A 19,798-nucleotide genomic window follows, 5' to 3' on the forward strand; every position below is an offset into this window, starting at 1 on the left:
GCAGGCGTGTCACGAAATGCGCTCACAAGAAACATATTGATAACAAAACAAAAAGGAATTGACTATGGTTTACGCACAGCCAGGTACCGAAGGTTCGTTAATCACTTTTAAAGAGCAATACAACAACTTTATTGGCGGCGAATGGGTAGCGCCAGTAAACGGCCAGTACTTTGATAACCCTTCTCCGGTTAATGGTGAGGTTTATTGCCAAGTGGCCCGCTCAGATGCTGACGATATCGGTCTTGCTTTAGATGCTGCCCATGCAGCCAAAGAAAGCTGGGGAAGTACTTCAGTTACCGAGCGTTCAAATATGTTGCTGCGCATTGCCGATAGAATTGAACAGAACCTTGAGTATTTGGCCGTGGCCGAAGCTTGGGAAAATGGCAAAGCGATCCGCGAAACGCTCAATGCCGATCTGCCTCTTGTGGTTGATCACTTCCGCTATTTTGCTGGCTGTATTCGAGCTCAAGAAGGCGGTGCAGCCGACTTAGATGCCAGCACTGTGAGTTATCACTTCCCCGAGCCACTAGGCGTTGTGGGTCAAATTATTCCTTGGAACTTCCCAATGTTAATGGCGGCTTGGAAACTCGGCCCAGCCTTAGCAGCAGGTAATTGTGTGGTGCTTAAACCCGCCGAACAAACCCCTGCATCCATTATGGTATTAATGGAGTTAATCGAAGACCTTATTCCAAAAGGCGTGGTGAACATAGTAAACGGATTTGGTGAAGAGGCTGGCCAAGCCTTAGCCATTAGCCCTCGTATTGCCAAGCTTGCGTTTACCGGGTCTACCGAAATTGGCCAACACATTCTTAAATGCGCGGCAGATTCACTGATTCCTTCCACTGTAGAGCTAGGCGGTAAATCGCCCAATGTGATATTTGCCGATGTAATGGACCACGAAGATGAGTATTTGGATAAAGTGATTGAAGGCCTACTTCTAGCCTTTTTCAACCAAGGCGAAGTGTGTACTTGCCCTTCACGCGCACTAATTCAGGAATCTATTTACGATAAGTTTATGCAGCGGGTATTAGAGCGAGTGAAAACCATTAAGCAAGGTGACCCCTTAGATATTAATACCCAAGTTGGCGCTCAGGTTTCTAAAGGGCAGTTAGACAGAATTATGAGTTATTTAGAGATAGGTAAAAACGAAGGTGCCGAGGTATTAACCGGAGGTGTCACCGCTGCCTTACCGGGTGAGCACAATAACGGCTATTACGTAAGCCCGACTATCTTAAAAGGCACTAATGACATGCGAGTATTTCAGGAAGAAATATTCGGCCCAGTCATCTCTGTTACCACCTTTAAAGATGAAGCAGAAGCACTGGCCATTGCTAACGATAGTGAATATGGCCTTGGCGCAGGAGTATGGACGCGCGACATGAACTTGGCGCAGCGTATGGGGCGTAAAATTGAAGCAGGTCGAGTATGGATAAACTGCTACCATGCCTATCCTGCCCATGCTGCGTTTGGCGGCTACAAGCGCTCGGGCATTGGCAGAGAAACGCACCAAGTAGCAATTTCTCATTATCAAAATACCAAAAACCTACTGGTGAGTTACGACGTTAACCCACTGGGCTTCTTTTAAGCTTTAACAGTCAGCCATAAAAAAGAGAGCTTAGGCTCTCTTTTTTTATTTGCTATCTTAATGACTAACAATACCTATGCAGGTTGGCCAGTGGCGGCTAATACTACTTCACGAATACACACGTTTTGCGGCTGGCCATAAGCGTAAGCGACAGCGTCGGCAATGTTTTGGGTATTAAGCACGCCACCCATTTCTTCTTTCCATACTTCATAGCCATCTTTAATCTCTTGGCTGGTTGTATGGCTAAGCAATTCAGTTTCTACCGCTCCTGGGGCAATCACGGTTACTCGTACGTTATCTCCTGCCACTTCTTCGCGAATGTTCTCGCTTACAGCATGAACCGCAAACTTGGTACCGCAATACGCAGCATGACTAGGAAAGGTTTTACGCCCAGCAATTGAACTCACGTTGATAATAGTGCCTTGCTGGCGCTGCTTCATACCTGCTAATACCAAGTGAATACCATTAAGTAAGCCCATAACGTTTACGTCCAACATGGTTTTCCACTCGCTAGGTGCTTGCTCGTGAGCCGCACCTAATAACATAACTCCAGCATTGTTTAACAACATATCTACTGGACCATACAAGGCTTCGGCATCTTTAATTGCTTGCTCAAAGTCGGCAAGCTCGGTCACATCAACTTTACGACAAAGGGTATTTGGCAGGTTTAGCGCCTCCAATCGTTCAATACGACGCGCTACCAATAACAGCGGATGCCCCGCAGCCGATAAGGTTTTTGCACATGCTTCGCCAATTCCAGAACTGGCACCAGTAATAACAACTAAAGGCTTAGACATAAGATTCTCCAATACATAAATAACCCACCACAAGACGCTACATTTGCGCTTGCTGCTTTATTGGCGCTAACTATAGTTCTGCTATATATAGGTGTAAAATATCGATTTCCTTTGGTTGTTATAGGCAATAATTATGGATGCGCGTTTACTAAGATCCTTTGTGGCAGTTTTTGAAGAGCGCTCGATGACAGCCGCCGCCGAGCGCTGTTATGTCTCTCAGCCATCACTATCTTCGGCCATTAAACAGCTTGAGTCTGAGTTAGGGGTTCAGCTGTTTATTCGCCACAAGCGCGGGGTTGATTTAACCGACCAAGCTCATCACCTTTACCCCATGGCCGTTCAAACGCTAGGTCAGCTCAAGCGCATGTCTAATCTGTTTGCTGAGCAACCGGCCAGCCTGCCGATTAAACTGGCTAATTTTGACGACCTAAGCCCTAGCTTGTTGGCGGAGTTTATTCAGCACAGTAAAAGCCAACAGCCATTGTTTAACTTTGAGCTACTCGATCACCAAGATAAAAGCGCTCAGGCCAGGCTAACTCTTGATGTGTTTAAACAAGAAGACGAGCTATTCATTCCACTTTGGCAAGAAGATTACGTACTGTGCGTACCTCGCCAACACCCGCTGGCGCAGCAAAACCAGGTAGAGATTGCAGCTTTAAACAACTACAATTTTATTGAATGTGTAGTATGTGAAGCCCACCAACAAACCTTGAGTTTGCTGGCTTCACAAGGCTTTGCAGTTAACTTGGTCGCCAAAGCGCAACACAAAACCCAAGTTAAACATCTAGTAAATGCAGGCATCGGCATCTCTTTTTTACCTACTGGCGTGCTCGAAACAGCGCCGCAACTACAGCAAGTAAAGCTGCTAGCACCTCGTATGTACCGCAGCATTGGTTTATGCATAAAAGCCAGCGCTAGTGCTAAACCTGCGCTAGCCGCATTAATTGATACGGCAAACACATGGCCAAACAACAACTAAACGAGCTAATAGCTATCAGCCAACTGGTAAACCCGCAAACTACTCACCATGGATGCAAAGTCATCACCCAAATATTTGATAGTTTGCGGCTGATTAGCCAACAAAGTAATGCTTGAATCGGAAAAGCGTCCCGGAGCATCACTTTCTAAATGAACAAAAAATGCCGGTTTATCTGCTAATAAAATAATGGTTCTAGTACTTTCATCCACCGCGCAAGAGACCTTAGCCTTGGCTAAAGGTAAGTTTTTGTAGCTATCCCCTACCCAAGTATTTTGAACGCGAGAACCTTCACATGTGAGTGAAACAATCAAAAAGCCTTGCGTACGCCACTCATCAAGTTGCGCTTTAGCACATTGCCACGCTGATACATTGGCATCTGGCTCAAGGCTTAAGGCCAACTGCTCGCTAAATTCCACCTTGCCTTGCCAGTTCACTCGCTGTAGGTACACCTTAATAGATTTGGTTTTGGGGCTGTCGTTCATTATCCGCAGTTCTAAACCCTGCTCATCCTCAATAAAACTCGGGTATTGCGGAGCAAAAAAGCGCTTGGCGTGATAGTGCAACTGCTTCCAGCGGCCGCTATATTCGATGCTCGACCACGAGCTTACCGGCCAATTATCATTAAGCTGCCAATACAGCATTCCTCTACATTGGGGGCTATTAGCTCGCCAAAAATCACAAGCCGTTTTTATCGCAAGAGCTTGTTGCACTTGGCTCAAATAAAGCATTTGTTCAAAGCTTGCCGGAAAGCGGAACATCCGCGTAAACATCTCGGTAATAATGCTATTACCACTAGGGTTCTTTTGATGCGCTTCAAAAGTGGGTGAGCAAATATTCCAGTCATCTTCCGGTACAAAGCTTTTCACCTCCGCTAATGACGGCCAAGACTGATAACCAAACTCAGAGCAAAAACGTGGCTTAATTTGTTGGTAAGCAGAGAAGGATTTACCCGAATGCCAAACATCCCAAAAGTGCATATCGCCTTTACTATCATCATGCCATGCATCGCCATAATCTAATGCGCCATTACAGGGCGAACTGGGCCAGAATACCCGGCTAGCATCGTGCTGCTCCACCGTCTGTTGAATAGCGCGATTAAGCCTGTCGTAATTCACCACATAACGTTCTCGATTAGCTTTGGATTCTGGGTACCAGTTAATTGCACCAATCACTTCGTTGTCGCCGCACCACAGCACAATACAGCTATGGTCACGTAAACGTTGAATTTGGTCGCTTAATTCAAGCTGCACGTTTGCCACAAACTCATCGGTACTGGGATACAATGAACAGGCAAACATCATGTCTTGCCACACCATTAAGCCTAACTCATCACACAGTTGATAAAACTCATCAGCCTCGTACTGGCCGCCGCCCCAAACCCGCAGCATGTTCATGTTGGCGGTTTTAGCATCAGTTAATAGCTGGCGATAACGCTCGGCTGTTTGCCTAGATGGCATCGCATCAAGCGGGATCCAGTTAGCGCCTTTGGCGGTAATGGGGCAATCGTTAATCACAAAGGTCATCGCAGAACCATGGCTATCGGCTCGCGTATCTAGCTCTAGTTTTCGTAAGCCTATCTTTTTCTCAATAAGCTGCTCAGCCAACTTAACTTGCAGCGAATATAAAGGCTGCTCACCATAACCTGCTGGCCACCATAGCTGTGGCTCCGCAATGTGGAATCGGGCCTCAGTAATGGATGAATCAGCTGCTGGCTGTATTTGCAAGGCATGCTCTGCAAATTGAATATCAATTGGTGAGCGGCAAGATGAGTCATGACTAACCTTAACCAACACATCCACGCTGTTGTCACGCCACTGCTGCTCAACTTGCACAGCTAACAATCGAGCTTGGTTGGTGAACTTAATTTCCACTGGGTCGTAGATACCATTCACCATCAAACAAATTCCCCAATCCCAGCCAGCGTGGCACTGCGACTTGCGTAAACTATTCATATAAGGAATTTGGTTGTTGCCCATGGAAGATGGGACGGCAAAGGGTAAAGTACTTGCTCGTTGCTTTGCGGCTAAATCAGAACGGGAAAACCGCACTTGCAGCTGATTACTGCCAGCCTTTAAATAAGGCTTAATATTGAAAGACCACAAACGAAACATATTGTCGCATTGCGCAACTAAATGCTGGTTAATATAGATATCGGCAATGGTATCGACACGACCTAAATGTAAATCGATAAAGTCACTGTCGAGCCGCTCAGCACTTACCTCAAAGCGGCTAGATAGCACCCAGTTAGCCTGGCCCACCCACTGAACATCTGCTTCATTGCAGGCTTGATAAGGATCGGCAATTAACCCCGCCTCAAGCAAGGCAGAATGGTTATCACCGGGAATCTGGCAAGCTACCTTAATCTCTGGGTATTCTGGAGAACTTAACAGCCAAGCTTGGTTTAGGAATATCTGCGTCATTTAAGCACTCACTAAGCATTACTAAATAAGATTTATAAGCAGCCTACGTAGTGCAGATATCAGGAACAAGAGATAGAGAAATGCTTTGTGGAAGGTATCAAAAATTACCGGTACTGGCTGATAGAGTTTCAAGAGAGTTGTCATAGAGTTATCGCGTTTTTTTTACTTTGTGCTTATAACTTCACCCACAAAAACACTGCGTTTATACACCAGCAAATGACAGTTACTATTTTCCACAGACGCCTGCACACCTCCATGCTGATATTCTTGTCAATTTTAGGTCTAGGTGGCTGATATAACTTAGGAAAGGTGATAGTCTATTTTAATTAATTGTATGAAAAGAAGAAAACTTCCTTTATTAAACAAGGAATATTTCCTCTCAATCATTTTTACTTTTTTAAAAATCTTGGCTTGCCCATGCCTATTAGTGAGATAGAGAAAAATGTTCACAGCTCCTAACAAAGCAATGAGTTGGAAACCGCTAAAGCAGCCCTCAAGATCACGGCGTTAAGTTTCTCTATGAAAATATCATCAGTTCAAAATAAGTATTATCGATATAGTTGTATATTTGTCTCTTTAACTGGATACATATGGGCAGCAATTTTTGTACAGCCTAAAATGCATGGTGGCACTATTTTTCAAAAGTTACTTCCCTACATAATTATTGTGGTTTGTGGCTATTGTTCATTAGAATGGTGGCGCGGTTGTTCTCGGTTTTATTCTAAATGTCTAGTTGGGATATGGGGTTCTACTTATTTTATCTTGATTCTTGTAGGACTCTTTTTTGGAGTGTCGAGATTAATTTAAATCTTTTAAGCTAAAACCTATGTAACCCAAACTTCTTCGTCATTTTATGATGCTTTGTAGATGTGCTTTGCTCCAAAAACAAGCCTACAACTTCGCCGCCAACTTCTTGGGCGTATCAAACAGTCGCAAATAAGCACTCTGCTCACTCCAATTCTGCCACTCTAAACCAGCCTCAATCACCGCTAGGCTTGCGGTAGGAAACTTAATTAAGTCTTCACCGGTTAAGTAGTTTACTAGGTCTTCAAAGGCTGGGTTATGCCCTACTAGCGCAATTTTACTTATTTGCTTAGGCAAGCTTTGAATATGTACCAGCAAATCTGCCCAGCGAAATGTATATAGGCTGTTTTCACAAGTGATTTGAAGGTCGACCTCTACCTCACTGCCTTTAAGGTATTGGCTGCGCTGTGCTAACCAATATTCGCAGGTTTGCTGGGCACGCAGAGCTGGTGAGTAATGTACTAATTCAAGCTGAGAAAACTGGCTAGCGTAGTGACTTGCCATAAGCTTTGCGGCCTTGTGGCCGCGCTCTGCTAAGGGGCGTTGTCTATCACCTAAACTTGGATCGTCCCAACTGGATTTAGCATGGCGAATTAACCAAAGTTGGCGAGACATACGCATAATCCTGCATTCTAAAAACAAAAAGCCTGCAAAGCAGGCTTTTAGCATAAGTGAATTAAAACTTAAGGGCGAGCTAACATGTCGCCAATACCGATCCACTTGTAAGAGGTTAACTCTTCCAAGCCCATTGGGCCGCGAGCATGCAGCTTTTGGGTAGATACTGCCACTTCGGCACCTAAGCCAAATTGCGCACCATCGGTGAAACGGGTTGAAGCATTAACATAAACAGCGGCAGAGCCCGCAGCATTCACAAAACGCTCTACAGCATTTAAGTTATTCGACAAAATTGCGTCAGAATGGCTCGCGTTGTGCGTACGCATGTGAGCGATTGCTTCTTCTACATCGGCAACAACTTTTACACCCAAGGTGTAGCTTAGCCATTCTGTATCAAAATCACCTTCGCCAGCCGCTTGTAAGTCTTGCGCGTTTGCCAAGCCAGCCATGGCGTTTTCGGTAGCCACTAACTTAACCGAGGCCTTATTCATGCGTTCCGCTAGCATTGGCAGTAACTCGGCAGCTACGTTTTGGTCAACTAACAGGCTGTCTAAGGCATTACAGGCCGATGGACGCTGCACTTTAGAGTTTTCAATTACATCTAATGCTGCTGCTAAATCTACCGACTTATCAACGTAAATATGGCTAATGCCAAAGCCGCCGATAATCACCGGAATGGTGCTATTCTCCTGACACATCTTGTGCAGGCCAGCACCACCACGTGGAATAATCATATCCACGTATTCGTCTAAACGAAGCAGCTCTGCTACCAGTTCACGATCAGGCTTTTCGATGTATTGAACCGCAGCCGCTGGTAATCCACTTTGCTCTAAAGCAGATTGAATAACAGCAACTAAGGCCATGTTTGAGTGGAAGGTCTCTTTACCGCCACGCAAAATACTGGCATTGCCGGTTTTTAAACATAGCGCTGCGATATCAATAGTTACGTTAGGGCGAGCTTCATAAATAACCCCTACTACGCCAAGCGGCACACGGCGGCGAGATAGGCGCAGGCCATTTTCTAATACGCGGCAATCCATTTCGCTACCTATAGGATCGTTAAGCGAAATAACGTTGCGAACATCGCTAGCAATACCTGCTAGTCGCTCACTGTTTAGCATTAAGCGGTCAAGTAAAGCTTCAGATAAACCCGATTGGCGAGCGGCGTCTAAATCAATTTTGTTAGCCGCTAAAATGCTCTCTTGCTGAGCTTCAAGCTGATCAGCAATTGCCGCCAAGGCTGCGTTTTTTTGGCTAGTACTTAAGGTGGCCAAATCAAAGCTGGCTTGTTTAGCCTGTTGACCAAGTGTTTGTAAGCTCATCTAACAATTCCTATTTTAAAACTAAATCGTCACGGTGCACCGCAACTGATCCGTAGCCATAACCCAGAGTCTTATCAATTTGCTCTGAATGTAGCCCTTTAATTAAATTCATATCTTTGGCCGGATAGCGGCAAATACCACGGGCAATTTCACCACCTTGCGGATTTACAATGCGTACTACATCGCCGCGGTTAAACTCGCCGTTAATCGCGGTAATCCCTTTGGGCAGCAAACTAGAACCACGCTCTACTACTGCTTTACATGCGCCGTCATCCAATACTAACTCGCCATGTGGAGGAGGCCCAGCCAAAATCCATTGTTTGCGATTTTCTAGTGGGCTATTGGTTGGCGGGAAACGAGTGCCAACACTTTTTCCTTCACTTAAGCGGGTAATTACGTTCTCACTGTGGCCTGCGGCTATTACTACTTCAATGCCTGCTCTACCGGCTATTTCGGCGGCTTGCAGTTTAGTTGCCATGCCACCAGTCCCTAAACCGCTTACACTATCGCCCGCTAAAGAGCGAATAGAGGCATCAATCTCGGCCACTTCTTCAATGAGTTTTGCATCCGGGTTATTACGCGGATCGGCAGTAAACAGACCAGGTTGGTCGGTTAGCAATAATAGTTTGTCTGCTTCGCCTAAAATAGCCGCTAGCGCCGACAAATTGTCGTTATCACCCACTTTAATTTCTGCAGTGGCTACCGCGTCATTTTCGTTGATGATAGGCACAATACCGTGATTAAGTAGCGCTTTAAGCATGTCTTTAGCGTTAAGGAAACGCTCGCGGTCCTCTAAATCGGCGCGAGTTAACAGCATTTGGCCTACATGAATATCGTAGATGCTAAATAGGCTTTCCCATACTTGAATGAGCCGGCTTTGCCCAACTGCAGCAAGCATTTGCTTATTAGCAATGGTGGGCGCGATATTGCCATGGGTTAGCGATAAGTGCTCGCGACCGGCGGCAATGGCTCCAGAAGTAACCACAATAAGTTGATGACCCGCCTTTCGTAGCAGCGCGCATTGGCGTACCAGCTCTATCATATGAGCGCGGTCAAGTTTAGACGTGCCGCTGGTTAACACACTGGTGCCTAACTTAACGACGATGGTTTGCTTCGACATGCTATTTTACTATTCCAACTCGGCTAAAATGCAAAGCGAGTATTCTACCTGATATTAAACCGACGCACAGAGCCTGTGCGCCATTTTTTTTGGGGAACTCTTCGGCTTACGCTGCCGGGAGAGCTAAATTGGGGGACAAAGAGGGGGCAGCGCTTAGGTCTAACTCCAACTTTTGCAGTGTATCCAGCAGCTTTTGATAAAACACCTCTAGTGACTGTTGCACTTCTGTTTGGTGTTTACTTGGAATGGTACCTTCCTGCCATTCGCCTTGCTTGTCGTATAAACCAAACCAGTAGTGATATTCAAAACTGTCTTCGTTTACCCGTAATTCAAACCACCAGCCATAAAACTCGCGTTCATCAGCTGCAGGTTTAGAGCTTACACAAGAGGCAAGGCAATCAAAAAAGTACATTTCTTTGCTGCTGTGTTCTTTACGAAAATACGGACCCATGGCCGTAAATCTCGATGTTAACTTTCCATGGCTTGGCCAAGTCACTTCCATGCGCTTAATCTCTCCACAGTAGGACAATAGTTTGTATAACGTACCGTATGTCCATAATGACCACAATTAAGCTAAATCACAATTGCTTTTGTAGCCAATGCGTGACCTTAGTGAAGATCTGATTGTAATTTTGTAGTGAATCAAGCTCTTTCAGCACTTCAACCTTGCAATTTGGCGAAGCCATACTAAGCAAAGAAACATCGGTTTCTGGGCATATTGCGTCATTTTTACGGCCAACCACAAACATTGGCAACTTTGTTCTTGGCCCGCCAAGTATACCCTGAGTTTTCAAGGACAAAGGCATACAGCGATAATAGAGTCCTTCAGTATTTGAAGCATTCACGCCACTGCGATTAGCTAAACAATCTTGATACATTTGCGGTAAGTTATTAAATCGCTGGATATCACTAAATAACCTATCTACTGGTGCGCCAATAGTTACCACTGCGCGCAAACGCTCGGCGGCAACAAAAGCTAAGCGAGCAGCTACGTTACCGGCAAAGCGATAACCCAGCATGGCAACACGCGCATCATCGACCCAGGGCACCTTTGGCAAGTGATCTAATATAGCCAAGTGAATACGGCTGCTATCTTGTTGTAGCTTCCAGTTAAGGCAATGCCCCGCTCCTGGCATGTCTACGGTTAACATGGCAATACCTGCAGGCGCTAAGAAGCGTTCAAAAAACGGGTAAAGCTCAGTTTGAATGGTGTCTAAGCCTCCACTCACCATCACCACTGGTTTTACAGAGTCGGTATCTGGAAGGTGCAAATAACAAGCAACTTGTTTACCGTCTATCGGTACGTTTATGGTTTTACACTCATATTTACTTTGCTCTGTAGCAGCCATTAAATTGCTGTGAGCTAAAGCATGAGCAGAAGCAACTAAATCATCGCCCTTAAAATGTGGGTAGGCAGCAATAGTAGCGCTATAGCTAGCGAGTAAGAATTCTTGATAGGCTTTATCTCGCTGACCATTTTGCTCGGCATCTTTAGCTGAAATTTGGTGTTTAACTGCACGTTGCATCCATTCGTAGTTCCAGTTGCCCGGCTGGTAACCGCCAATGGTATCGAGCAACTCGCTAGTGCGCGGCTTATCGCACATTGCGATATCTGCAAACAGGCTTTCTGTTTCGATAGGATCTAAGCCTAACCAAGCCCAGTATTCTCTGCGCAAGATACGGTACCAGTTGCGACCTTCTTCTTGGCCTACAGCGCTTAATTGAGCCGCGCTCGAGTTAGACACGGTGGATGTTTCCACCACATTAATACGAGGTTTAAACAATACTTCCGACAGATTTTCTTTCAAAACAACCTACTCACTTGCTTATCAACTTATAAAATATATCACAAAAAAAAGCCGCCACTATGTGACGGCTTAGGATGCATTCTAAATGACTAAGCTTTAGAAGAACGCAAACTTAAGTACAAATACAGCAGCCAGTACCCAAACACTTAGTGGTACTTCTTTGTAGCGGCCAGCTAGTAACTTAATAACCGCGTAAGAAATAAAGCCTAATGCAATACCGTCTGCGATAGAGAACGACAATGGCATTAAGATAGCCACAATCGCTGCTGGAGCCGCTTCAGTAAGGTCAGTCCAATCTACATTAATTAAGCCCGACAGCATTAAAGTACACACATAGAACAGTGCGCCAGCTGTCGCGTAAGCTGGGATCATGCCCGCCAGCGGCGAGAACAATAGAGCAAGAATAAACAAAACGCCCACAACCACAGCTGTTAAGCCAGTACGGCCACCGGCTTCAACACCTGCGCCACTTTCGATGTAAGAAGTTGTACTTGAAGTACCTAATAGAGAACCGGCGATAGTGGCACTAGAGTCTGCCATCAACGCTTTCTTAAGATTAGGTAAACGGCCTTTCTCATCAAGCAAGTTTCCGCGCTGGGCAACTGCAGTTAAGGTACCTGCGGTATCGAACAAATCTACAAATAAGAAGGCAAAAATAACGCTAATCATGGTGACATCTAAGGCCCCCATAATATCTAACTGCAAGAAGGTAGGCGCTGGATTTGGTGGCATAGAAACAATGCCGCCATATTGAGTGTAACCCAATACAATAGACAGTACCGTAATCGCCAAAATAGAAATTAATACACCGCCTTTTACCTTACGGTATTCAAGACCAATGATTAAAAAGAAACCTAAAGCAGCCAGAATCATCTGGTGCGGGTTTTCTTTGCCTAAACTTACTAAGGTAGCTGGGTTATCAACCACAATACCTGCGTTTTTAAGCGCAATAAAACCAAGGAATAAACCAATACCTGCAGCAATACCTACACGTAAAGTTTGCGGAATCGAGTTAATAATCCACTCACGCACTTTAAATAGGCTTAGCAAAATGAAGATAACACCCGACAAGAACACGGCACCTAAAGCAACCTGCCATGTGTGGCCCATGCCTAGTACAACGCCATAGGTAAAAAAGGCATTTAAGCCCATGCCTGGCGCTTGAGCAATTGGGTAATTAGCGTACAAGCCCATAATGAAACAGCCAATGGCCGCAGCCAAACAGGTTGCAACAAAAACTGCACCTTGATCCATCTCGGTGGCAGCAAGCATGCTAGGGTTAACAAAGATAATGTAGGCCATGGTTAAGAAGGTGGTTAAACCTGCAATGACCTCTGTGCGCACATTGGTTCCGTGCTCTTTTAGCTTAAATAGTTTCTCTAACATAACGGCGTATGTTCCTTGGACAGACAGTTGGTTATTTTGGGCCACTAACAGGCATTCCATTATGCTGCTAGCAGAAATCGCGAGGCATTATATTCATCCCAAATCTAAGAAGCTACCTGATGATGCAACCAACCTGCGCTAGATCAGCAAAAAAAGCTAAAATCACCAACTCATAACGTTAATATGCTTCGAAATGCGGTAATTATTTAGTTTATATGGGAATTTTGATGCTTTCTTGATAGTGATTATCATGCTAGCCACTAGTAACAAAACCATTAGTTAAAGAGATGATTTATTGCGCCCAAACAATTATTCCACCAAAAAGCACATTAACAGACTTATATTCACAGTTTTGAGCTGCTAGAGTTCTATTAATTCTAGTAATACAGTTTAAAAGGTGGCTTTGTGTCTACACTATCTTCACTACATCCCCAGGGTTTATGGCAACACTTCGAAACAATGTGTTCTATCCCCCACCCCTCTAAGCACGAACAAGCAATGATTGACTGGGTAATGGGTTTAGCTGCCGAACACCAACTTGAACATTTTCAAGATGAAGTGGGCAACGTAATTATTAAAAAACCTGCCACCGCAGGCATGGAAGATCGCCAAGGCGTAATACTGCAAGCTCACCTAGACATGGTGCCGCAAGCCAATAATGATACCCAACACGACTTTACCAAAGATCCTATTCGCCCTTATATCGATGGCGAATGGGTTACCGCTGAAGGCACAACGCTGGGCGCAGATAACGGCATTGGCGGCTCATCTATATTGGCCATTTTAACCAGTAACGACATCACTCACGGCCCTATTGAAGCCTTATTTACCATTGATGAAGAAGCGGGTATGACTGGCGCCTTTGGTCTGCAAGCTGGTGTGCTTGAAGGTAAACTGCTAATCAACACCGACTCCGAGCAAGAAGGTGAAGTTTACATGGGCTGTGCCGGTGGCGGCGATACCAACGTGAGCTTTCCTCTTGAGTACCAAGCAACCCAAAGCAATCAATTAGCCATTGAATTAAGCATTAAAGGCTTAAAAGGCGGTCACTCGGGTTGCGACATTGATACTGGCCGCGCCAATGCCAACAAATTATTAGTGCGTTTACTGGCAGCCATGCAACAGCAAGGCATTGAGCCAATCATTTGCGAGATACAAGGCGGAAGCCTGCGCAATGCGATTCCTCGCGAAGCCAGCTGTAAATTGGTGTTTAACGCAGCAAAACACCCAGAGCTTGAGCAGGTTATCGAAGCACAAACCCTTGAGATAGTTGACGAGTTTGGGCTAGTTGAAACAGCTTTAAGCATTACTAGCCAGCAGGTTGCTACTCCAGAGACAAGCTTGAACACTAGCTTATCTCAACAAATTATAGCCAGCTTAAATGCCTGCACCAACGGCGTTGTAAGCATGAGCCAAACGGTTACCGGTGTAGTAGAAACCTCACTTAACCTTGGCGTAATTAGCCAAACAGAATCAACCATTGATGCAAAAATATTAGTGCGTTCGCTCATTGATTCAAGCCGTTTACAAGTTGAAGCGAGCTTAGCGTCACTGTTCAGTTTAACCAACGCTAAGATTAGCCACACTGGCGCCTACCCAGGCTGGAAACCAGAAGCTAACTCGGTAATGAAAAACGTCGTTCAGCAAAGCTACCAAGAGCTATTTGGCAAGTGCCCAAATGTGATGGTGATTCATGCGGGCTTAGAATGTGGCTTATTTAAAAGTGCTTACCCAGAATGGGACATGGCTTCTTTTGGCCCTACCATTAAGTTCCCACATAGCCCTGATGAGAAAGTAGAAATTGCCGCTGTAGAAAAATACTGGCAACTACTACTCAGTGTGCTGAAAAACATCCCAACTAAATAGTAAATTCTGTTTAAGAAGGCAAACTGGTTTCTCTGCCAGTTTGCCTTATATATCAAAGCTCTCCTCCAGCGAGTTATAGTTCCAAAACTCTGTTTATTAAATTATTAATATTGCCCTCAACAAGACGGCGAGCTGTGCTAATATCGCAGCCTTTAATTTTTAGTGTAAACATTGATTTAGAAGGAACTAACAATGGCTGAAACCAATGCCAGTGCAGAAAAAAGCCCTAGATAGCCTAAACAAGCTAAAAAAAGGTGGATTTCAATTTAACTTTAAGTTTGTTTTCATTTTGCTAGCCCTCGCGGGATTAGGCTACACCTTAAGTAACTCATTTTTCTATGCAGAACCGGGTTACATATACCACGTTAGAACTGTTACCGGTAATGAAGCGGTAGTCACTGAAGTTGGTTATAAGTTTTATCCTTTTGGCCGTTACAACTCATGGAAGAGAGCAATGACCGTGCAGTCTTTATCGGGTGCTGCTACAAACTCTATCCGCGCGGAAAAAGACTCTGACAACTCCTCAGCTAGCCTTCCGCCAATGAGCATTATGTTCTTAGACCAAGTAGACGCTCATGCCGAAGCCACCGTGCGTTTTTCGATTCCTGCCGACCATGAATCTTTCTTAAAACTGGCCCATGAATTTAGATCGCCGGAAAACTTATTACGTACCGCACTGATACCAGCCTTTAAAGAAACCTTGCAAGCAAATGCTTCATTAATGGCAGCCGAAGAATACTATGCAGGCGGAAGAACTGAATTCAACTCAGAGTTTGAAAACCAAATGAGTAGCGGTATTTTCTTAGTTAAACGTGAAGAAATCACCATACACTCAAAACAGTCTACAGGCACTGCCAACGCCGCTCTGGGCACCGACCAAGAAGAATATGGTGACGATAGCAAAACAGTATTTGTGGTGAACAAAGTACTAGATACAAACGGCTTACCGATGCGTAAGTCCCAGCGCTTCACCGATTTTGGCGTAACGGTAGTATCAGCATTAGTGACCGATATGCGCCCGAATGCCAAGTTTATTGAGCGTATGCAGCTCAAACAAAAAGCCTCAGCAGACCGAGCCATTGCTCGCGAGCAGCGAGTTCAAGAGGAAGAGCAACGACTACTCGCCATTGCTCGTGGTGAACGTGAAGTCGCAGAGCGTCAAGCTCAAGCAAAGGTTGAGCAGATTCAAAAAACCACCGAAGCGCAAACCGACAAACAGCTTGCTATCACCAATGCAGAGAAGTTAAAGGCTCAGGCAGAGATCTCTAAAGAAACGGCTGAAATCGACCTAGAAAAAGCCCGTATCGAAGCTGAAACCAAACGAACCTTGGCAGAAGCAGAAGCCTATCAAAAGCGGGTAATTCTTGAAGCGGATAACGCCTTAGCTCAGAAACTAGAAGCGGAAGTAAAGATTCAAGCGCTTTGGGCAGAAGCCTTTGCAAAACGTAACGTACCTACAAACGTTTTTGGCGCAGGTAGTCAATCAGGAACACCCTCAGGCAGCGACGCTGAAACGCGAGCGTTTATGCAAATGTTAACTTTAGATGCAGCTAAACGACTTAGTTATGACCGAGACCTTACTAAATAACCTAAGCTCGGGATAATAAACTGGTTTCTAGCGGCTATTTTTACTTATTTCGGTGTTGAAGATGCTTGCAATAGGCTAGCTATTGACGCGCAGCTTCGCCTTGAACTAAGCAAAACTATCTCGACAGAAACATGACACTAGATTAAGTACTTGGTTGCAAAGCTATCGTCACTTCCTTATCCCGAGTTCAGGTTAAGTAGTTAACGATTCAAACGGCAAAACCAGTTGTGGTGACTGGTTTTGCTGCTCATAAGCCAAACCAATATGCAAACCAATTAGCCGCACCGCCTTTCCCTTCCCTCTAGCAAGCGCCTCTTCAAACAACTCCAATAATGCCGACTCATCAATATGCTGACACTGTTGTTCTTTGGTAGTTTGTTGAAAATCTGCAAATTTTACTTTCACCCCAAGTTTATTCATCTTGGCTTGCTTTAAGTGCTTTTCACTGCGCCGCTTAAGCTCAGGCAGCAAGGCTAACAAGCGTTCTACCAAAATAGCTTGGTTACCTTCGTCTTTAGCAAAGGTGCGCTCTACCGCCACCGATTTTCGCTTACGATCGTTACTTACAGCGCGCTCGTCTACCCCCTGACAACGCAGCCACAACATCTCGCCAAATTTACCAAATAGCTGCTTTAACTTGTCTTTATCTGCACGGCGAACATCACCGCCGGTATACAAACCTTGATGATGCAGCTTCTCAATGCTCACCTTGCCAACACCTGAAATTTTTTCAAGCGCTAAGGTCTCGATAAACTCACTGACTTGCTGCGGTTTAATGACATATACGCCATTGGGTTTGTTTAAATCTGAGGCGATTTTGGCTAAAAACTTCACAGGCGCTACACCAGCAGATGCTGTTAGACCTGTTTTAGCAAAAATATCTTGGCGGATTTGTTCAGCGATGAGTGTGGCCGAGCCTTTGCAGGCCTCACTATTACTTACATCTAGGTAAGCTTCATCCAAAGACAGCGGCTCGATAGCATCGGCGTATTCATGAAAAATGCCTTGTACTTGTTTACTCACTTCTTGGTAAACCTGCATGCGTGGAGGCACCAATACCAAATGAGGGCAAAGCTGCAAGGCTTTATGGGTTGGCATAGCTGAGCGAACACCATATTCACGCGCAAGGTAGTTACAAGTAGTCAACACCCCGCGACCGCTGCGCATCCCGCCTACAGCCAAAGGAACATTGGCTAGCTCTGGCTGGTCTCGCATTTCAACAGCCGCATAAAAACAGTCCATATCAACATGGATTATTTTACGTTGTATTGGCTGTAAATCTGCCACAGCTATCGCCTCAAAACTGTATATAAACACAGTATGCGATATTTTACTAAAAATTCAAAGTAACAGAGCCACTTTCCTTCTAAAGTAAAGTGGCTCTATTTGGTAAACAATTGAATTGTGTTATTGGGTCTTTTTAAGGAATAAATTAGACAGGGTAAATTGGTCGGGAATACCCGTTTGCGGAATGCCGATGTCTTTTTGATACTTAACAAATACTTCCACATCCAATGGGGTAAATACTGAGCCATCAACCGAGGTATTGTAATACCCTAAAAACTTTAAACGCTGCTTAGCTCGCTGCAAAATCTCTACATAATAATAAGAGTTTGCATCGGCCACAGAGACCTGCACTAACGGGCTCTCTTTTTCTAAGCGAATTGGAAACACCGTTTTAATTAAGCTATTTACTGCGTCTAAGTACTTAATATCGGGGTTAGCTTTACAATGACGCTGCAGTAATGCCAACAACAACTCGGTAGTTTGCCAAGGCACAACATCATAGTTTGAGGGCTGAAATTGATTGTAAGAAGTCACGTAACCTTCTAACCAACCACCATAAAGTAAGTAATCAGAATTTTTCTGTTGAGCGCTTTGAGTAAAGTCACTACAGCTTTTTCTTGCGGCGCCTTTTGCAGCAAATTTACCAGAATCGTCAGCAGCCAATGCACTGCTGCTAATAAACACCGCAATCGACCAAACAACTATTAGTATATGTTTCATGACACCCCAAAAAGATTAAAGCCTAAGTTTTCACTTAGGCTTTTAAAAACAATACTATTTATAATAAGCACTGAGTTTTTTTCGTCCAGCCCAAAATGCCATAACTAGACCAAACATAAATAACGTTGGCGACTCTGGCACACTGTTGTTATCTGGAACAAATACCGTAACGGGTAGCTGCGATACTTGGAAGCTGCCCGTTTCGACAAAAGACAAACCGGTAACAAATGCCAGTGGACTGGTAGGATCCAAGCCAAGATCTAAGTTAATGCCGCTTAAGGTGAAGGTACTTACAGGATCAAAGTTGATACCAAACTCAAACGTTTCTCCTGCTGCTAATGCAATTTGCTGCAATACTCCTTCAAACAAAAACTCAATCACGTAACCATCTGGGTCATTCACCGAAGCTAATGAAGGTGCGGTAACTGAAGCAAACATACCATCAGTAGAGTAGACATAACCAGCTGCTACATCAGGGTCGATCCAAATCGTTTCACCACTTTGTACCTCGGGTAGGTCAAATACAAAGGCACCATTTTCATCAGTAGGGTTACTCGGATCCGGCAAAATCGGCACAAATTCAGATTCGCCTAATTCACCAAAGCTACTTAAGAAGATAGTCGTATCTAACACGCTATCGCCGGCATCAGCCAAAATGAAAGTAAAGGTGTTTACCCCTGGCTGTACTGGAGCATCAAAACGCAACTGCGGATTGCCGTTTGGTGCTAGTACACCATCAAGCTCAGTACCTCGAATGTCACTCATATCTGGATGGTCAATATTGATAGGTAACAAAGGGTCACCTGCACTAGAACCGGTGGGTAAGGCTCCTGCGATATTTTCACCATTTAAAAATAAGCCAAAGCCATCGGTGACAGTACCACCAACAAACTCCGGCCACTCTTCAGAGCCAAATACCCCGAAAAAAGTCAATGTGGTAGGGTCGACTGAATTTACCGTGAAGCTAATATCTAACTGCACCGGATCAAAATGGCCTTGAATACCCGTTAAAGGGGTTAACATTGCGTTTTGCTCAGCAGTTGCTGCAGTGTCAAAACTTCCGGTAAACCCACTGTCAGTATTTGGCCCATCCTCATACGATTTAACTAAACCAGAGCTAAGAACCACTCCGCCTTCCGAGGGAATACCATATACGCCAGACTCATTGGTGAAAGTACCAGCTTGCCCAAGACCAGATTGAGACAAAGTCGCCGAATTGATAACAATACTTGAATCAGGAACTAACAAAGATTCAGCTAGCTCCATTGCATCAAAACTTTCTGTTATAACGATAGCAGAGGCCATAGGCGCATAGAGCGATCCAATCGCTAACGAAACCAGCGAGGCCTGCAAAACTTTTTTGTTCATGACAGCTTCCCTTCCTTAAATAACGAGTGAACTTAAAAGTCTATTTAGTGAGCAAAAAGCACGCCAGCTGAAGACATAAAGATAAGGCAATGATAAATATATAAATAGTTTTTTATAACAGCTAAGTTCTTGG

General features: G+C 44.7%; 15 protein-coding genes. 4 read left to right on the top strand and 11 right to left on the bottom strand.

Going from position 1 to position 19,798, the window contains the following annotated elements; genetic code table 11:
* Positions 1 to 64: 64 nt before the first annotated feature.
* Positions 65 to 1,585, top strand: a complete 1,521-nt coding sequence (gene exaC, locus ACYFDN_RS03240) for an acetaldehyde dehydrogenase ExaC (protein WP_016402221.1) — start codon at positions 65 to 67, stop codon at positions 1,583 to 1,585.
* Between the two features lie 74 nt (positions 1,586 to 1,659).
* Here exaC and ACYFDN_RS03245 read toward each other — a convergent pair whose 3' ends face one another.
* A complete protein-coding gene (locus ACYFDN_RS03245) occupies positions 1,660 to 2,382 on the bottom strand; it encodes an SDR family oxidoreductase (protein WP_016402222.1) in 723 nt (240 codons plus the stop codon).
* Positions 2,383 to 2,515: 133 nt separating this feature from the next.
* Between ACYFDN_RS03245 and ACYFDN_RS03250 the strand changes: the two genes are divergently transcribed.
* Positions 2,516 to 3,361 (top strand): LysR family transcriptional regulator, encoded by an 846-nt coding sequence (locus ACYFDN_RS03250; RefSeq protein WP_483509970.1) that lies wholly within the window; start codon positions 2,516 to 2,518, stop codon positions 3,359 to 3,361.
* Between the two features lie 5 nt (positions 3,362 to 3,366).
* Here the strand turns inward: ACYFDN_RS03250 and ACYFDN_RS03255 are convergent, their stop codons facing one another.
* The 7 genes from ACYFDN_RS03255 to ACYFDN_RS03285 form a co-directional block, all read right to left on the bottom strand.
* Positions 3,367 to 5,781: a beta-mannosidase gene (locus tag ACYFDN_RS03255; protein ID WP_483509971.1), complete on the bottom strand. Its 2,415-nt coding sequence runs from the start codon at positions 5,779 to 5,781 to the stop codon at positions 3,367 to 3,369.
* A gap of 891 nt (positions 5,782 to 6,672) precedes the next feature.
* Complete coding sequence (locus tag ACYFDN_RS03260; protein ID WP_483509972.1) at positions 6,673 to 7,200, bottom strand: SixA phosphatase family protein; 528 nt, start codon at positions 7,198 to 7,200, stop codon at positions 6,673 to 6,675.
* A gap of 68 nt (positions 7,201 to 7,268) precedes the next feature.
* Entirely contained in the window at positions 7,269 to 8,522 is a 1,254-nt protein-coding gene (locus ACYFDN_RS03265) for a glutamate-5-semialdehyde dehydrogenase (protein WP_472591437.1), read from the bottom strand.
* Between the two features lie 10 nt (positions 8,523 to 8,532).
* The gene (gene proB, locus ACYFDN_RS03270; protein ID WP_221074250.1) at positions 8,533 to 9,642 is read right to left on the bottom strand and encodes a glutamate 5-kinase; all 1,110 of its coding nucleotides are present in this window, start codon (positions 9,640 to 9,642) and stop codon (positions 8,533 to 8,535) included.
* A gap of 106 nt (positions 9,643 to 9,748) precedes the next feature.
* Positions 9,749 to 10,144, bottom strand: coding sequence for a sigma factor-binding protein Crl (gene crl / locus ACYFDN_RS03275; protein ID WP_016402229.1), 396 nt, complete (start codon positions 10,142 to 10,144; stop codon positions 9,749 to 9,751).
* A 76-nt stretch (positions 10,145 to 10,220) separates the two neighbouring features.
* A complete protein-coding gene (locus tag ACYFDN_RS03280) occupies positions 10,221 to 11,450 on the bottom strand; it encodes an alpha/beta hydrolase (protein WP_152781569.1) in 1,230 nt (409 codons plus the stop codon).
* A gap of 96 nt (positions 11,451 to 11,546) precedes the next feature.
* On the bottom strand, positions 11,547 to 12,836 hold the full coding sequence (locus ACYFDN_RS03285) for an NCS2 family permease (RefSeq protein WP_483509973.1): 1,290 nt from the start codon (positions 12,834 to 12,836) through the stop codon (positions 11,547 to 11,549).
* A 405-nt stretch (positions 12,837 to 13,241) separates the two neighbouring features.
* On the opposite strand from ACYFDN_RS03285, the gene ACYFDN_RS03290 reads away from it, so the two are divergent.
* Both ACYFDN_RS03290 and ACYFDN_RS03295 read left to right on the top strand, forming a co-directional pair.
* Positions 13,242 to 14,702 (top strand): aminoacyl-histidine dipeptidase, encoded by a 1,461-nt coding sequence (locus ACYFDN_RS03290; RefSeq protein WP_483509974.1) that lies wholly within the window; start codon positions 13,242 to 13,244, stop codon positions 14,700 to 14,702.
* A 205-nt stretch (positions 14,703 to 14,907) separates the two neighbouring features.
* Positions 14,908 to 16,290, top strand: a complete 1,383-nt coding sequence (locus ACYFDN_RS03295) for an SPFH domain-containing protein (RefSeq protein ID WP_483509975.1) — start codon at positions 14,908 to 14,910, stop codon at positions 16,288 to 16,290.
* A 192-nt stretch (positions 16,291 to 16,482) separates the two neighbouring features.
* Here the strand turns inward: ACYFDN_RS03295 and dinB are convergent, their stop codons facing one another.
* From dinB to ACYFDN_RS03310, 3 genes are all read right to left on the bottom strand, one after another.
* On the bottom strand, positions 16,483 to 17,577 hold the full coding sequence (gene dinB, locus ACYFDN_RS03300) for a DNA polymerase IV (protein WP_483509976.1): 1,095 nt from the start codon (positions 17,575 to 17,577) through the stop codon (positions 16,483 to 16,485).
* Between the two features lie 120 nt (positions 17,578 to 17,697).
* Positions 17,698 to 18,297 (bottom strand): peptidoglycan-binding domain-containing protein, encoded by a 600-nt coding sequence (locus ACYFDN_RS03305; protein ID WP_483509977.1) that lies wholly within the window; start codon positions 18,295 to 18,297, stop codon positions 17,698 to 17,700.
* A gap of 54 nt (positions 18,298 to 18,351) precedes the next feature.
* Positions 18,352 to 19,665 (bottom strand): choice-of-anchor L domain-containing protein, encoded by a 1,314-nt coding sequence (locus ACYFDN_RS03310; protein WP_483509978.1) that lies wholly within the window; start codon positions 19,663 to 19,665, stop codon positions 18,352 to 18,354.
* Between the last annotated feature and the right edge of the window lie 133 nt (positions 19,666 to 19,798).

It is taken from the genome of Agarivorans sp. D1326 (assembly GCF_056958115.1).